This is a genomic window from Streptomyces atratus (genome assembly GCF_014648655.1).
Lineage (GTDB): Bacteria > Actinomycetota > Actinomycetes > Streptomycetales > Streptomycetaceae > Streptomyces > Streptomyces atratus.
On the sequence record NZ_BMRN01000017.1, the window covers coordinates 16904 to 33214 of the forward strand.

Below are 16311 nucleotides of genomic sequence, written 5' to 3' on the forward strand. Positions count from 1 at the left end.
CGGCGCTCACGTGGCCGCCTGCTCGTTCTCCGCCGCGTTTTCGGCAGGCGCTGCCGCCGTGGTCGTCTCGACGAGCTCTGCGAGCCCGGCCACCGTGGGATTCTCAAAAAACAGCCGGGTCGCCGGCACGTCGACCGCCAGAGCCTTGCGGATCTGGCTGAGCAGGTCGGTGGCGATCAGCGAGTTGCCACCCAGTTCGAAAAAGTCGTCGTGCACGCCGACCTGCTCGACACCGAGCGCGTCGGCGACCAGGTCGGCCAGCAGGCCCTCGACGGGGGTGCGAGGCGCCTCGTACTCGGAGTCCACCTCCCGAGGGACCAGGTCCGGCGCGGGCAGGGCGGCCCGGTCGATCTTGCCGTTGCGGGTGAGGGGGAAGCGACCCATAACCACGATCGCGGCGGGGTTCATGTGCCGCGGGAGCCGCTCTCGCAGGGCGACGCGCAGGTCGGGCACCAGGGTCTCGTCATCCCCTTCCGGTACGACGTACGCGACAAGAGCCTTCTCACCCCCTGGGCCGTCCTGACGGATGATCACCACCGCTTCCTTGACGCCCGGCTGACCGGCCAACGCGGCGACGATCTCACCGAGTTCCACCCGGTAACCGCCCACCTTGACTTGGTCATCGGAGCGCCCGCGGAATTCCAGGGCGCCGTCGGCACCCACGCGCACCACGTCTCCGACGCTGTACATACGCTCCCCGCACCGGCTCAGGTCGGGAAGGAACTGCTGTGCCGTCTTCCGGGCATCTCCCAGATAGCCGCGGGCGAGCCCCTCACCGGCCGTGTACAACTGGCCCCACTCGCCGTCGGGGACGGGCCGCAGCTTCTCGTCGAGGACATAGACGCGTGTGCCTGTGATCGCCCGACCGATCGGGACGGTTTCCCCGACCGGTTCCTGCACGTTGTGGCAGGTCGTGAAGCAGGTGTTCTCCGTGGGCCCGTACCCGTTGACGAGTCGCACGTGCGGGTGGGCCTGCCGGACCCTGTTGATGTGAGCGGGCGACAGAACGTCCCCGCCGGCGAGGAGCTGCCGCAGTCCGACGAGGTCGTCGAGGTGGCCATCGACCATGCGGTGGAAGAGGCCGGTGGTGAGCCAGAGGGTGGTCACCCCCTCACGCTTGATGCACTCCGCGAGGTCGGGCAGGGACAGCGTTCCGGGCTCGTGGATGACCAGGCGGCCGCCGTTGAGCAACGCTCCCCAGATCTCGAAGGTCGCCGGGTCGAAGGTGAGGGCGCACAGCTGCAGGAATGTCTCGTCGGGACCGAAGTCGGCGTAGTCGCCGTCCCGGACGAGTCGGCACACGCCCTGGTGCGTCACACTGACGCCCTTGGGCTGTCCGGTCGAGCCGGAGGTGTAGCACACGTACGCCAGGCTGTCGGCCGCGGCACGCGGTGCGGGCAGGTCGGCGTCGATCGGCGTCGGTTCCGCAGGGTCGTCGACGTTCACCACGGTGGCGTCGACCTCGGGTATCCGGTCGATCAGCGGCCCGTGGGTGAGCAGCACCTGCGCGTCGGCCCGGCCCAGCATGTAGCAGAAACGCTCCTGCGGCTCGGTCGGATGCACCGGCAGATAGGCACCGCCGGCCTTCAGGATGGCGACCAGCGCGATCACCATCTCGAAGGAGCGCTCGAAGCAGACGCCGACGACACTCTCCTCGCCCACGCCGAGGCCACGCAGTCGGCGCGCCAACCGGTCCGCGCGCTCGTCGAGTTCGGCGTACGTCAGGCCTTCGCCGCGGAACCGCAGGGCCGTCGCGTCAGCGCGGCGGCGGACCTGTTCCGCGAACTGTTCGGTGATCGTGTCGTTCAGCCGGGTGGTCGCGTTGTCCTTCGTCGCTCGCCCCCGGTCGGCCTGGTCCAGCTGCGCTGCCAGCGAAGTCGGAGTCATGGTCGACCAGTTGACTTCAACGTAGTCGAGGCACTCGGCCCGTCCTGCGGGGCCGAACGCAGTGTCCCACCCGGCCGGCACGTCGGCGAACTCGGGCCACAGCGCGTGCTGGTTCTCGGCGTTGACGACGACGCGGTACGTGCCGTCCTGATCTTCCAAAAGGTTGCTCATTGTCCGTCCTCTGAAAGTCTCTGCGGGCCACTGCGTGCCCCCTGCCTCAGTTGGGGCCTTGAGGAGAGGTCGTAGGCGCTGACCGGCGGTCCCGCGTCGGGCCTGCGACAGATTTGCCGGCGCTCCAGGTCGCTCTTGGTGAACACCACGAGCCACTGTGCATGGCCAACTGGAATGTCTTGCCCGGTCAGTACGTGAATGAGGTAGAAGTCGTCGTCGTTGCCCCGCGTGTCGAAACGGATCTCCGAACCGGGATTGGCGTCGCCCGGCGCTCAGAGGATGGCGAACAGGCCGGAAAGTGGCGGAGGTACGCGGTCGGGAGTGAGGGCCTCGACGAGGACACGGCCGTAGTGGATCTTGCGTCCCTTCTTCGTGCCGAAAAAGCGCCGCAGCTGCTGCTGTGCGGTGCGGTTCCGCTGTGCGGGCTGGCGCAGGAAGGTCTCCAGCGGGCGCAGGTCGCCCTCCACCCGGATGAGCTCCTTCACCAGATCCACGCCAAGGGCGCGGATGAGCTCGTCCTCCAGGTCCACCGCGCAGACGAAGAAGTCCTGCTGGTCAGCACCGGCCCGCTCCCAGCCGCGGACATAGTAGTCACGCTCCCGCTCATCGCACAGTCCCGTCAGACGCAGGCCCAAGCCGGGTGGTCCGAAGAACTGGGCGAAACGGCCGACGCTCATCGCACCGCCCATGGCCAGGACGCAGACTCCCTCGGCCGCCAGGTCCCGGCCGTGGCTCGCGGCCAGCGCGTTGACCGCGTTCACGTCGCTCGGCCCTTCGAGCAGGACGGCTGTCCGGACGGGCAACTGTTCGGCCAGCTCGGACGCCAACCCGCGCGCCAGATCGCCGCCGGGGCCACCGGCCGCCCACGCCGTGACCGCCTCACGGAACGACGTCATGTCAGCCATGGAACTCCTTCGCTGTGGAAAGCGACGATTCGACGTTCCGAGCGGTCGCCAAGTAGGCAGGCTCACTCAACGAGCCGCGGCTACCCGCCGATCCCGCGTGATCGTACGCCCCGCGGACAGCCGAGGTCGTGAAACGGGAACCTGTCACCACAGCACCCTTTCTTCCGCCTCAGTCGCCTCCGTGCGCACGAATGGTTCCTTCCTGTCCCGGCAACGCCGTGGATTGTTGATCTGCTCGGCACGGGCCGACGCACGACCAAACACTTTCATAGACCGGCCAGTTCGTCCTGGAGATCGTCGAGTCCGAGTGGGCCGAGCGACAACGCGGCCGTGTGCCAGGACTTCATGTCCAGCTCCTCACCGCGAGCCGCGTGCGCCGCCCTGGCCGCGGCCCGGCCGTCCAACCAGGCCCGCTCACCGAGCTTGTAGGAGATCGCCTGCCCGGGCAGTCCGAGGTATCGCCCGATCTCGCTGTCCACGAACTCGGCCGTCTGTCCACTGTGGATGGCAAGGAACTCCTTTGCCAGCTCGGGAGTCCATGCCTGGCCCGCGCCGACGGGGGCGTCCTCCGGGATGTCGAGCGCCAGGTGCATGCCGATGTCGATGAGGACCCGGATGGCGCGCAGCATCTGCCAGTCGAGAAAGCCGAGGCGATCGCCGGGGGTGGGCAGGTAGCCGAGCTCGTCCATCAGCCGCTCCGCGTACATGGCCCAGCCCTCGGTGCAGGCGTCGATGCCGCCGAGGGTGGTCTGGTACGTCGACAACTGGTCGGCGAGGTGCCGCCACTGGGCAAGTTGCAGGTGGTGGCCGGGCACGCCCTCGTGGTACCAGACGCTGCGCAGGCTCCACAGCGGGAACCGCGTGCGTCCCTGGGTCGGCAGCCACGTCCGGCCGGGGCGCGAGAAGTCCACGCTCGGCGGGGTGTAGTACGCCGCTGCGCCACTGCCCGCCGGCGCGATCGCGGCCTCCACCACCCGCACCGGCGGCGCCAGCTCGAAGTACTTCCCGTCGAGGTCGTCGAGCGCTTCGTCCATCCACCCCTGCAGCCGCATCCGGATCTCTTCCACCCCCTCGACCGTCTCGCCGTGTTGGTCGAGGTGGCGCATCGCCTCGCGCACCGTGGCCCCGGGCCGCACGCGCTCCGCCTCGGTACGCATCTCGGTCCGGATCCTGCGGTACTCCCCCCAGCCCCACGCGTAGGTCTCTCGCAGATCGAGTTCGGCGCCCGTCCAGAACCGGGCCCAGGTGCGGTACCGGTCGGCGCCCACGCCGTCGGGCCTGGCCTGGACCTTGGGGAGATAGTCACCGCGCAGCCAGTCCCGCAACTCAGCCACTGCGGCGCCGGCCACGCTCGCCGACTTGTCCAGTTGGGACCGCAGCGGCGGCGGCACGTCGGCGTTCGCGCAGAAGCCTGCGTACCAGCCCCGACCGCCGCTGTCGCGGGCCCATGCGTCGAGCTGGTCGGCGACGACGCGGACCTGTGTCGGCGCCGCGACGAAACAGTCCTTCTCCAGCGCCCTCGTCAGGGCTTCCCGGTGGCCGCCGAGCGTCTCGGGCACGCGGCTCATCCGCTTCGCGACCGAGGCCCAGTCGTCCGCGGTGTCCGTCGACATCATCTGGAAGATGTCCTGGACGCGTTGCTGCAGGCCGTAGACGTTGACGATCTCACGCAGGTACTCGTCGTCGGTGCTGATGGCCAGGTCCGCCTCGAGACGCTCGCGCAGCAGCCTCCCGCATCGACGTTCCACGTTGCTCAAGGGACCTGTGGTCCGCTCGGCTCGGTCGAGGTCGAGGAGGGTCGCGCGGGACAGGTCGTCCAGCGCGGCGCGACCTTCCGGCGACAAGTCGGGCATCTCGTCCTGCCCCACCGGTACACCCAAGTAGGTGGCTGTATCCGGGTCCAGGCGGGCGAGCCCTTCGACGTAGGCGTCAGCCACATCACGCACCACGCGGAATCCGGCTGGTATGTCGTCGCGAATGGTCCCCACCTCACCATGCGTCAATCAGTCACTGGCTCCGTTCGGGCCACGGCGTCACACCCCGGACCTTGCGGCGGGCCCCCTGGCTGCGGCAGATGGAACGCTGTGCACTCAACTGCCGACGAACGGATCATGGCGTAGAGGACATGGCCTCGTCAATCATCACGTGGACGCTGACGTGGCCGCGTCGCCGCGGCCATCGACCATCCGCTTGCCGCTGGCCTCGACCCGCCACACGCCACCTCGACGGGCCGAACTTCCTTGCGTTTCTGCGGAATTAGCCGATTGTTCGGTGCGGAAGAGACGTCCTCACCGGTTTCGGTGCACCGCGATTCACTCGGGCGACAGGGACATCGACGGCGCGAAGTCCACCTCATGTGGCCCACAGTGATGGTGTGTCACATGACGACCGTGGTGCGAGGCGACTGCCGCCGAGCTGCCAACCACTGGTGCCGGCCCACTCGTTCGGGGCGCCCACGGGCACCGTGATCCGCACCCGCCGACAGCGGGCGCGGATCAGTCCGGGCCGGACGCCCTTGCCGTGCGGTGGCGGCAGTGGTCAGCGAGGCAGGAGCACGCCGGTGTCCGCGTCGCGGGCGGTGGCGTAGACGCGGGTTGCGAGCGCCACGTCATGGACGCCCATGCCGAACGGGTTGATGACCGTCCGGTCGGTGGCGGTGATCGTGCGGGAATAGGTGCCGGACAGGAGCGTGGCAAGGTCCGCGTCCACCTGACGGGCGCCCGGGGCCGTGGTGCCCGGGGCCGTGGCGCGGCCTGCTTGGGCCAGGCGGCCCAGGAGTCGGGTGTCGTCCTCGCTGACCAGGTGCCAGTCGTCGACGAACAGGTGCTCGGCGCCCAGGAGTACGTCTTCGGCGGCGTCGTCCAGTGACACGTTGAGGAAGACGGAGCCCCCCGGCAGCCAGGCCAGCGGGACGTAGGAGGTCGTGGTCGTCGTGGTGGCCAGAGTGACCGGGGCCGACCGGACCGCCAGCTCTGGTTCGGCGACGGTCTCGACCTCGATCTCCGGCAGCGATTCACGCAGCTCCTCGGCGAAGGCCGCTGCCCGGGAAGGCGACAGGTCGTAGGCGATCACCGACTTCACCGCACCCCGGGCCGCCAACAGGTCCAGGTGCGTACGCGCCTGACGACCGCACCCCAGCAGGGCCATCCGGTCAACCGTGGACAGCGGGCGGACCGCGCGCAACGCTGCCAAGGAGACCGCCGCGGTGCGCAGGGCGCTGATGTGCGCTCCCTCCATGATGCACACCGGTGCGGCGGTTTCCCGGTCGTACAACAGGATCAGGCCGGCGGCACGGGGCAGGCCGCGGTCCAGGTTGCCGAGGCAGGCGTTGATGATCTTGCATCCGTACGTGCCCTCGTGCCGGGCGGGCAGGATGAGGCTGCGGGCCGCGGTTCCGTCCGGGGCGGTCCAGCGCAACGCCGTCTCGGGCGCCACTGCGGACCGGCCCGCACGAACACCCAGGAACGCCTCGGTGACCACTTCGAGCGGGTCGATCCGCGCACACAACGACGCGACGGTGGCACCGTCGAGGTACCGCAGAGGCGTGGACAAGTCCTGCATGAATACATCCTTTCTCGGTACGGAACAAGGAGATTGCGACCTTGAAGTGCTCAGTCGACTTCGCTTACGGTCGTCCGCATGACCGATCCGCAGCCCCGTCCCAAGCGGCCGCCGCGTTGGCTCCTGCGCCGCCCGGATCCAAACGCACCGGCCCGCCTGTTCCTGTTCCCCTATTCGGGCTGCGGCGCCTCGATGTACCAGGCGTGGCCGCGCCGCATCGGCGCGATCGACGTCTGCCTGATCCAGCCGCCCGCGCGGCAGAACCGGATCGCCGACCCGCACTACGGGACCTACGAGAACATGGCGCAGGGGCTCGTCGAGTACCTGCGGCCGTACTTGGACAGGCCGTTCGCATTCTTCGGGCACTGCGGTGGAGCGCTCCCGGGTGTCGAGGTGACCCGGCAACTCGCTGCGGCCGGACTTCCGTTGCCCTCAAGGGTTTTCGTCTCGGCGCAGGTGGCGCCGCACGACGGACCGTATGGGCGGCTCCTTGAACTGGACAGGTACGGGCTGCGCACCGAGCTGGAACATATCATCACCAATCTTGGTGGCGAGCCGAGCGGGCCGCTCATCGAGACGGGGCTCGAGGTACTCGTCAACGACATCGAGGCCAACAAGCGCTACTCGCCAGGACACATCACCATTCCCGCGGGTGTCACCGCGATCGGATGGAGCGAGGACCCCGAGATCCCCATGAAGCTCATGGGCGGCTGGCAGAACACCTCGGCCGACTGCCGCTTCGTCGAACTGAGCGGCGGACACTTCGAGTTCCTCTCCGCGCCGGAGGCACTGCTCGCCGAGTTCCGCCGGGACTTCGGCGAAGCAGCCGAAGTCCCGGCGGAACAGGGCGAGTCGATCAGCTGAACAGGCACAGCGGCTAGTTGGGATCGACTTCCCGCAAAGTAGTCAGGTGGGGGCGGAGTTCGTGGTCGCAGCCGGTACGGCGTGCCCGTGGTCGGGAGGATGAGGGCAGGCTCGCCCAGCGGGCGTGGCGGTCCGCGTAGTGCGGGCTCAGCGGGTGCCCGGACTGGCCGGCGGGCAGTTCGGCGGTGACGAGGTCACCTGCCGTGACCACGACCCGCCCGGCCGCGCCGAACCCCGGGACGGCGGTGCGGACGCTGTGCAGCATCCCGGCCTGCGGGCGTGGGCGGAGGCCGAGCACGGCGTTCGCCCACGGCGCGAGCGCGGCGAAGGGGTGTCCGAGGCCGACCCGGTTCAAGCGACCCCATTTCGCCGGGCGTTCGCGCACCACCGCCCTGACGCAATCCGCGACGAAGCCGTCGACGTCGGTGGTCCCGGCGGGCAGCAGCGCACAGTCACGGGCGTGCAGGATCGCGAGCAGCGGTCGGTCGAGGTCACGGAACGGGAAGCGGAACGCGGGTTCGTGCTCGCGGCAGACGGCGAGATACGGGGCGAGGACGCGCTGGGCGAGGGCTTCGCGCAGTCGCACGAGGACGCCGAAGGCGCGGGAGTCGGTCGCGGCCGTGCCGTCCCACTCCCTGAGCAGGGATCGGACGGGGTCCGTGGGCCGGAGCGCGGCGATCGCGAGGTCCCGGTAGGGCAGGTACAGCTCGGCGGTGACGTCGTGCTGGAGTGCGTGCATGCCGGCCGCGTCGTGCCGTTCGGCCGCACTGAGGACGGTACGGATACGGCGGGCTCGATGGCCGGGGTCGAGGTCGAGGCCGATTCGGAACTCGTCCTCGGGCAGGGCGGCTTCGTTGGCGGAGACGAGGATCCCGTCGGCGGGGTCCACGACCCGCGGGCGTTCCGGGCCGGTGAGGTGGCCGTCGGCCGGTTCGGTGCGCGAGGTGCCGGCCGGACGACGGGGCAGCAGACCCGTCGCCAGGTGCGCCATCCGCTTCCGGTCCGTGACGAGGACGTTGAGGGCGACGCCGTGTGCGTCGTCGAGGACCGCGACGGCCTCATCGAGGTTCCTGGCGTGGGCGAGGCGGTGGAACCGGAGGTCGGCGGCACGGGGGTCGTGGCCCGTCCAGCGGATGGCGACCTTCTCGCCGCACAGCGGGCTTTCCGACACAGGCATCGTGCCGTCGGTGGTGATGTCCACGGTGACCGGTTGCCCGCCGCGGACGCGGATACGTTCCGTCCTGGTGTGCAGGCCGTCCTGGCCGGCGGGAACGAGGTCGAGCACGTCGGCAGTGAGGTTTGTGACGCCCCAGGCGATCCGCCCGTTGGTGCCGGTGAGCACGACCGGCAGACCGGGGCTGGCGAGACCGCGCAATCGAGTGCCGGGCCAGGCGAGGTCGACCTCGTAGAGGACGTTGGGCAGGCCGAGCGCCAGGTGAAGGTCGCAGGCGAGCAGCGGCTCGTCCCCTTTGGCGATCCAGCAGTTGGAGCCGGCGACGGCGCGGTCGAGAGCGATGAGGTCGGCCGCGCCCGCCTCGCCACGATGGCGGGCCAGGTCGGCGGGCCGGGCCGAAGTCGCGTCGCCGGGCAGGAAGAAGTCGGCGACGGATGCGGGCAGAGCACGGCGCACGACCGCCTCCGCCCGCTTGGCCTGCTCGTTCCAGGACAGCGAGTGGAACAGCAGGAGCGAGGTGAGCACGCTGTCCTCCACCCGCCACGGCTGCGGTCGGTAGGACAGGAACCGGCACTCGAACGGAGTCGCTTGCGCGAAGGCGGCGTTGACTCCGTCGGCGAACGCGGTCAACAGCTCGCGCTCCGGCTCGGCAAGCTGCTCGGTCGCGGTACGGGCGGCCTCGGCGAGCCCGAGCCGACGGTACTCCGTGTCCGACGCCACGGCGGCGCGGCCCCACACCTCCGCGAGTCGGCCGCTTCCGGTGCGGCGCATGAGGTCCAGTTGGAAGCCGCGGTCACGGCCCATCGCGTGGCCGAGCGCGCAGACCGCGTCGTGGTAGGTCTGCGCGGTGATCCGGGTGACGCCGTCGTCACCGCTCCCGACCCGCACCGGTGCGGTCAGCGTGGGCACCTCGACATCATCGGGACAGCGTGGCGCCGAGTCCTTGAGGGCGCGCAGCATCCGTAGCTCGACCGCGACCCGGCCACGGTTGCGGTGCACGTAGCCGGCGATTCCGGCCGCACCCGCGGCGACCACGGCCGCCGACACCCACGGCCACGCGAGCAGACCACCCGCGAGTACCACGGTGGCCACGCTCGCGGCGCCCACCACCCGCGCCGTGGGCAGCAGCCACAGGCGGCGCATGCGTGGACGGTGAGCCGGGCAAGCCGTCACGAGGTCTCCAGGAGGGCTGCCGCGGTGGCCCGTACGGCGGTCGTGATCGCGGTGAGCAGTTCGGTGGCCAGCTCCTTCGACGTGGTCGCAGGCTTGTAGCGCAGCTCGAACAGCAGCTCACCGCCGACGGGCGCGATCCCGACGACGAAGTCGGACGCGGTGGCCACGACCCGGGCGCCGAGCACGTCGCGTTCGGACTGGTACGGCGCGAAGACGAGGCCGTCCTCGGGTGTGACGGCGGCGGTCTCCTCCTGTGCGACGAGCATCGCCTCGAACACCGGGCCCGCGTCCGGGTGCCGCTCGCGGATCTCGGCGAGGACCTCCTCGAACGGCAACTCCTGGTTGTCGAGCGCGGCGACGCAGACCTCGCGGGCCTGCCGGCTGACCGCGACCGGATCGGCGTCGTCCAACTGCATGCGCAGCACGACTGTGTTGGCGACGAGCCCCACGACCTCGTCCAGACCCGGCTCGACGCGGTTGGCGAGCATGGTGGCGACGCGGATGTCGTCCTGGCCGCTCCACGCGCGCAGCGTCGCCGCGTACGCGCCCAGCACGAGCATGAAGTCGGTCATGCCGTGCTTGCGCGCAGCCGCACGGACTGTGCGCATGTCGTCGGCCGGGAGCGTCGCCCTGGTCGACGCCGACCGCAGGCGCTGCACGAACGACGCCGTGCCCAGCTCGGCGAAGCGGCTGTCGGGCTCGTCGGCGAGTGCGGGCCACGGCGGGGTGAGCCGGTCGAGCCAGAACTCCCGCTGCCGCGCCGCCTCCCCGGTGGCGAGCCAGTCGGCCCGGTCCTTAGCGAGCCGGCCGCTGCCGCGTGGGACCTGCCGGGGCGCGGGTGCGCCGTCGGCGGCCAGCTCACGGTAGATCCGGGCGGCGTCGGACAGCAGTAGCGTGAGCGACCATCCGTCGCACACGATGTGGTGGATGTTCAGGTAGATCACATGCCGGTCGACGGCGAGCCGGTGCACGACGACGCGCATGAGTGGCGCCTGGTCGAGCGGCAGCGGCTCCCGCGCGGCGGCGGCCATGAGCTTCTCGCAGCGGCGGGCCGGGTGCTCGTCGGCGGTGAGGTCCTCGACGTCGACGGTGATCGTGACGTGTGGTTCGACCACCTGGACAGGGCCGTCGCCGGTGTCCTCGATCCGGGTGCGCAGCGCCTCGTGCCGAGTAGCAAGCTCGGCGAAGGTCCGCTCGAGGAGGGCGCGGTCGAGCGGGCCGTCGGCGCGCAGCGCGCCCGCCATGCCGAACAACCCGACGCCGGGAAGCTGGTTGGCGATCTCCCACATCTGGCGTTGTGCGAGGGAGAGCGGATGGCGGGTCACCGTCTCGGGCGGGGTCGGGACCACGGCCGACGGCGCCGGCGCGGCGGCGCCGTCGAGGGCGTTCGCCAGGCCCGCGATCGTGGGCGCCGCCATGAAGGCCCGCATCGACAGGGTGCCGTGGCGGGCGCGGAGCCGGCTTACCACCTGCATGGCGGTGAGCGAGTCACCGCCCGCGTCGAAGAACGACGTTGTCGCGTCGATGTCCGTGATGCCCAGGACCTCGGTCCACACCTCGCGGACACTCGTCTCCAGCGGTGAGCCCGACGGCGCCGGAGCCGGGGCGACCGGAGCCACGGCGTCCGGAACGGCCGCCGGAGCCGCTGCGACCGCAGCGGCCGCCGGAGCCGGTGGCCGACCGGACCCCATCAGCCGGGCCAGGTCGGCAATGCCGGGCAGCGGGGTGTCGCGGAAGGGGCGCTCGGGGGCGGCGACGATCGCGGCGAGCGCCCTGCGGTGGACCTCCGCTGCCAGCACCAGCGTGGTCTCCGGCAGCGCCGAAGCGTCGTACTCCATCAACAACCGCAGCTCGTGAGCGCGGACGTCGACGGTGAAGGCCGAGCTGTAGGCGTAGTGGGTGGACTCGAGCTCGTCCACGTCGAGCAGCTCCAGGCTGCCGTCGCGGACCATCCGGCGGGTGTTGTGGTAGTCGGTGAAGTTGAAGCTGGAGTCGAACATCGGCACCGCACCGTACGCGGCCTGGATCGCGGCGTTCGGGTACCAGCGGTGCCGCATCATCGCCTGTTCCTCCTCGTGCGCGCGCACCGCCAGCTCCGCCCACGTCTGACCGGCCAGCGCGACCCGCAGGGGCAGCTGGTTGAGGAACAGGCCGAGAACGCGGTCGGAGTCCTGGGTCTCCGGCCGACAGGCGACCACCGAGCTGCTGGCCACGTCGTCGGCGCCGGTCAGCCACGACACGACCCGCAGATGCGACGCGCACAGCAGCGCCTTCACCGGCACGCCAAGCCGTGCGGCGGTGGCACGCAGGGCGTCGAGCTGTCCCGTGAAGTCCGCATGGAACTGGCGCATCACGGGCGCACCCGACCGCTCGGGGGCGATCAGCCGAGCCTGCGCGGCCGTACGTGCCGTCCAGAACTCCCGGTGCCCCTCGTCGGCCGCGGCGTGCTGTTCCAGCGCCACGTAGTCGCCGAACGTGGTGCGCGGGCGCGGCAGTGGCGGCGCCGTGCCCGCGGCGAGCAGCGCGCGGTACTGGGCCTGCAGATCCTCGAAGAAGATGTTCACCGACCAGCCGTCGAGGATGGCGTGGTGGTGAGTGAAGATCAGCTGGTAGTCCGCCGCGGACGTCGTGAGCACGACGAGCCGGAACAGCGGCGGCGCGGACAGGTCGAAGTCCGTGGCGGTCTCGCGCGCCACGACCTGCCGGATCCGCTCCTGCTGCTCGTCGGCGCCGAGCCGGGTGAGGTCCTCGAACTCGATCGGCACGGTGATGCCGGTATGCACCCGCTGCACCGGGCCCAGCTCGTTGGCGAGGTCGAAGCTGGTGCGCAGCACGGGATGCGCGTCGGTGACGGCCTGCGCGGCCGCGCGGAACGCGGCCGGATCCATCACGCCACGCACCCGGTAGCTCAGCATGATGTGGTAGATGCGGGCGCCGGGCGCCATCTCCTGGTGGTAGATCATCCCGGACTGCAGGGCGGTCATCGGGAACGCGTCGACGACATCCGGCGGGAAGGTGCTTTCCGTCGGCAGCAACGTGAACGGTTCGTGGCCGACGGCGGTTCCACCGGCCTCGTCGGCCCGCAGCGCGAGTGCGGTGACCGTCCGCGCAGCGTAGACGTCCTGCACGGTCAGGCCCAGGCCCCGGTCCTTCGCGAGGCCCACCAGGCGGATGGCGCGCATGGAGTCGCCGCCGCCGTCGAAGAAGTCGGTGGTGGTGGTGACGACGGGGTCGGCGAGTACTTCACGGAACACGTCCAGCAGCACGGCCTCACGCACGCCGGTCGGGACGGCACCACCTTCGGACACCGTCGCGGTCGCTGTGGCCGCGGCTGCGACCACGGCCGCGCGGTCGAGCTTTCCGTTCGTGGTCAGGGGAAGTGCGTCCACCGCCACGACCGTGCGCGGCACCATGTAGCGGGGCAGCGTCGAGCGCACCGCCGCCAGCAGCTCCGCCGGCTCGGGCGTGGCATCGGTGGCCGGGACGACGACGGCCACGAGGTGCGCGCCGCTGTCGTCCGTGGTGACGGCCGCTCCGGCCGCGGCGACGCCGGGCTGGGTGGACAGGGCCCGCTCGATCTCGGCCAGCTCCACCCGGAAGCCGTTGACCTGCACCTGCCGGTCGCGACGGCCGAGGTAGGCCAGCGTGGTGCCGTTGCGCCGCGCGAGATCGCCGGAGCGGTACATGCGGGCACCCGGTACGTGGCTGAAGGGGTCCGGCAGGAACCGCAGTGCGGTCTCCCGGGGCCGGCCGAGGTAGCCGTCGCTCACCTGCGGGCCGCCGACGTAGATCTCACCGACGCACCGGTCGGCGACCGGAGTGCCGTCGTCGTGCAGCACATGCAGCGCGGTGCCGGGCAGCGGCGTCCCGATGTCCGACTCGGCGGTCCGTGCGTCGTCGGGGCGCAGCCACCGCCACGACGCGTGCACCGTCGTCTCGGTGATCCCGTACATGTTCACGAGCTGGGTCCGGTCCCCGACCGCCTCGTACCAGCGCTCGACCAACCGCCGGTCCAGTGCCTCGCCCGCGAACAGCACATACCGGATGTGCTCGGTGGAGTCGGGCCGCGCGGCGAGCGCGGGGAGCATCACGGTCAGCGCGGACGGCGTCTGGCTGAGCACGGTCACCCGCTCGCGGGCACACAGCTCGGCGAACTCCTCCGGCTCCCAGGTGGTCAGCTGCGGGACCACGACGAGCCGCCCGCCGTGCAGCAGGCAGCCGAACATCTCGTACATGGACACGTCGAACGAGCAGGCGTGGAAGAGGGTCCACACGTCGTCCGGGCCGAGGCCGTACCCACCCGCGGTCGCGTCGAGCAGGCTGAGCACGTTGTGATGCGTGACGCGCACGCCTTTGGGCCGGCCGGTGGAGCCGGACGTGTAGATCACGTAGGCGGCGGCGTGCGCGGGCACGGGGACGAGGGGCGCCCTGCCCGAGGCGAGCTCGGCGAGGGTGGCGCGCTCCCTGGGCACCGTGTCGTCCTCGGTGATGGTGAGCCGGGCGCCCGAGTCGGTCAGTACGTCGCTCACGCGCGCCGTGGGCCAGGACTCGTGGAGCACGAGGCACGCGCCGCCCGAGGCCATCACGCCGAGGATGGCGACGACGAGATCCAGCCCGCGCGGCAACGAGATGGCGACGACGTCCCCGGCCTGGACACCGCGGGCGCGCAACCCGCCCGCGGTCTCCTCGACCCGGGCCTGGAGGTCCGTGTAGGACAGAGCGCCGTCCGGTGCGGTGACGGCCACCGCGTCCGAGCGTGTGCGGGCCGTCTCCGCGAGGCGCCCGGTCAGCGACTCGTCGGCGCGCGGCACTCGGTCGGGCTCGGCGACCGCACCGGGTGCGGCCGTCCCGAACGAACCGACGGCGAGCGCCGTGACCGGGACGGCCGGGTCGGCGACGGCGGCCGTCAGCACGGAGACGGCGGTGGCGGCGATGGCGGCGACGTCCGCATCGGCCACGGCACCCCGGTCGGCCTCGATGTCCACGGTGAGGGTGTCGCCGTTGTCGCGGACCAGGAAATTCAGGCTGTACTTGGCGCCGACCTGCTCCACTTCGACATGCTCGATCGCCAGCCCGGGGAACACCGGCGCGGGCAGCTTGGCGCCGAGGTCGGTGAGAATGACGTTGAACGGCACGCCGGAGCCCGCGACGTCGGCCGGTACGGGTGCGTTGCGGACGGCGCCCAGCACGGCCGTCCTGGTCCGCCGGACGAGGTCGGCGAACGGGGCGCTGCTGACGTCGAGCCGTACCGGCACCATGTCGAGCAGCAGGCCGACGACCCGTTCGAGGCCGGCGCGATCGCGGCGGGAGGTCGGCATGCCGACCACGAGGTCGTCGCGCCCGGTGTAGCGGGACAGTGCGACCGCGACCGCGGTGGAGACGACGGTGAAGAGGCCGGATCGGGTCTTCTCGGCAAGCCGCCGCAGGGCGGTGGTGGTGTCGGCCGGTACGACAACGTGATGTGCGTGGCCGCGCTCTGCGGCCGCGCCGTCGAGTGGCGGGGGCAGCGGGAGCGCGCCCAGTGACGCGTCGTCAAGCCGTTCGCGCCAGTAGCGGCGGGTGGCGGACAGGTCGGCGTGGGCGAGGCGTTCGGTCTCCCAGCGGGCGTAGCCGACCATGTCGACGGTCGCGCCGGCAGCCGGTGGCTCCTGTCCCGCGACCCGGCTTCCGTAGCAGCTCGCCAGGTCGTCGAGCATCGGGCCGAACGACGGGCCGTCGGCGATCACGTGATGGAGCACGAAGAAGAAGACGTGATCCTCTGCCGCCAACCGGAACAGGTGCATCGCCACCGGTGGTGCCGTGTCCAGGGCCAGGGGCCGGTCGGCGAGCCGGGCGCACTCGGCCACGCACTCGTCCAGACCGGCTGCCTCGGTCACCGTCAGCGGGGGCTCCACCGTCGGCAGGATTCGCTGCTGCGGCTCTCCGCCCGTCACCGGGAATACGGTGCGCAGCGACGGGTGCCGCTCGTGGATGTCCCGCAGCGCCGTGACGAACGCGTCGGTGTCGAGCGGGCCGCGCAGTCGCAGCGCCCCGCACAGGTTGTACGTGCCGTCCTCGGCGAAGTACGTGGTGGCCCACAGCGACCGCTGCGGGGCGGTCAGCGGCCCGGTGTCCCCCGCGGACACCGGGGGCCACGTCAGCCGCTCGCGCCGGCCGACCAGGTCGACCAGTTCGTCGCGGTGCCGCTTCATCTCCGCCAGCAGCTCGGGCGGCAGCGCGTCGCCCCGGACGCGGTAGCGGATGCGGTCGTCGGCGAGAGTGAGCGCCACGCCGAGATCATCCAGGCGTCGCAACAGGTCCTGCGCGGTCACAGCTCTCCCTCGAAGACCGGCTCGGCGGCCGGCCGGCCGGCACGGAGGCGATCCAGTTCGGCGGCGACCTCGGCGACCGTCCCCAACTCGAAGAAGTCCTCCAGCTCCAGCTCGACGCCGGTCAGCTCGGTGAGCCGGTAGAGCACCTGCACGGCGAGCATCGAGTGGCCGCCCAGCTCGAAGAAGTCCTCGTCGACGGCCACCGTGTCCACCTCCAGCAGTTCACGCCAGACCGCGGCGACCTGATCCTGAGTCGACACCTTCA

8 protein-coding genes are annotated in these 16311 nt (G+C 71.1%); 1 reads left to right on the top strand and 7 read right to left on the bottom strand.

The window, feature by feature from the left end; genetic code table 11:
• Positions 1 to 6: 6 nt before the first annotated feature.
• The 4 genes from IEZ15_RS25070 to IEZ15_RS25085 form a co-directional block, all read right to left on the bottom strand.
• Positions 7 to 2058: an amino acid adenylation domain-containing protein gene (locus IEZ15_RS25070; RefSeq protein WP_189279461.1), complete on the bottom strand. Its 2052-nt coding sequence runs from the start codon at positions 2056 to 2058 to the stop codon at positions 7 to 9.
• Between the two features lie 272 nt (positions 2059 to 2330).
• Complete coding sequence (locus IEZ15_RS25075) at positions 2331 to 2963, bottom strand: TOPRIM nucleotidyl transferase/hydrolase domain-containing protein (protein WP_189279462.1); 633 nt, start codon at positions 2961 to 2963, stop codon at positions 2331 to 2333.
• A 266-nt stretch (positions 2964 to 3229) separates the two neighbouring features.
• Positions 3230 to 4909, bottom strand: a complete 1680-nt coding sequence (locus tag IEZ15_RS25080; RefSeq protein ID WP_229846100.1) for a DUF885 domain-containing protein — start codon at positions 4907 to 4909, stop codon at positions 3230 to 3232.
• Between the two features lie 592 nt (positions 4910 to 5501).
• On the bottom strand, positions 5502 to 6524 hold the full coding sequence (locus tag IEZ15_RS25085; protein ID WP_189279463.1) for an ornithine cyclodeaminase: 1023 nt from the start codon (positions 6522 to 6524) through the stop codon (positions 5502 to 5504).
• Between the two features lie 78 nt (positions 6525 to 6602).
• Here IEZ15_RS25085 and IEZ15_RS25090 point away from each other — a divergent pair, with 78 nt between their 5' ends.
• Positions 6603 to 7388: a thioesterase II family protein gene (locus tag IEZ15_RS25090; protein ID WP_189279464.1), complete on the top strand. Its 786-nt coding sequence runs from the start codon at positions 6603 to 6605 to the stop codon at positions 7386 to 7388.
• Positions 7389 to 7401: 13 nt separating this feature from the next.
• Here IEZ15_RS25090 and IEZ15_RS25095 read toward each other — a convergent pair whose 3' ends face one another.
• From IEZ15_RS25095 to IEZ15_RS25105, 3 genes are read right to left on the bottom strand one after another with little or no spacing between them, the layout of a single operon-like run.
• Complete coding sequence (locus IEZ15_RS25095; RefSeq protein ID WP_189279465.1) at positions 7402 to 9705, bottom strand: penicillin acylase family protein; 2304 nt, start codon at positions 9703 to 9705, stop codon at positions 7402 to 7404.
• A gap of 26 nt (positions 9706 to 9731) precedes the next feature.
• On the bottom strand, positions 9732 to 16046 hold the full coding sequence (locus IEZ15_RS25100; RefSeq protein ID WP_189279466.1) for a non-ribosomal peptide synthetase: 6315 nt from the start codon (positions 16044 to 16046) through the stop codon (positions 9732 to 9734).
• Entirely contained in the window at positions 16043 to 16306 is a 264-nt protein-coding gene (locus IEZ15_RS25105; RefSeq protein WP_157986982.1) for a phosphopantetheine-binding protein, read from the bottom strand. The genes IEZ15_RS25100 and IEZ15_RS25105 overlap by 4 nt, the downstream gene beginning before the upstream one ends.
• Between the last annotated feature and the right edge of the window lie 5 nt (positions 16307 to 16311).

Coding starts and splice junctions, on each gene's coding strand:
- IEZ15_RS25090 (WP_189279464.1), top strand. CDS start 6,603: ATGACCGATCCGCAGCCCCGTCCCAAGCGGCCGCCGCGTTGGCTCCTG.
- IEZ15_RS25075 (WP_189279462.1), bottom strand. CDS start 2,963: ATGGCTGACATGACGTCGTTCCGTGAGGCGGTCACGGCGTGGGCGGCC.
- IEZ15_RS25070 (WP_189279461.1), bottom strand. CDS start 2,058: ATGAGCAACCTTTTGGAAGATCAGGACGGCACGTACCGCGTCGTCGTC.
- IEZ15_RS25095 (WP_189279465.1), bottom strand. CDS start 9,705: ATGCGCCGCCTGTGGCTGCTGCCCACGGCGCGGGTGGTGGGCGCCGCG.
- IEZ15_RS25085 (WP_189279463.1), bottom strand. CDS start 6,524: ATGCAGGACTTGTCCACGCCTCTGCGGTACCTCGACGGTGCCACCGTC.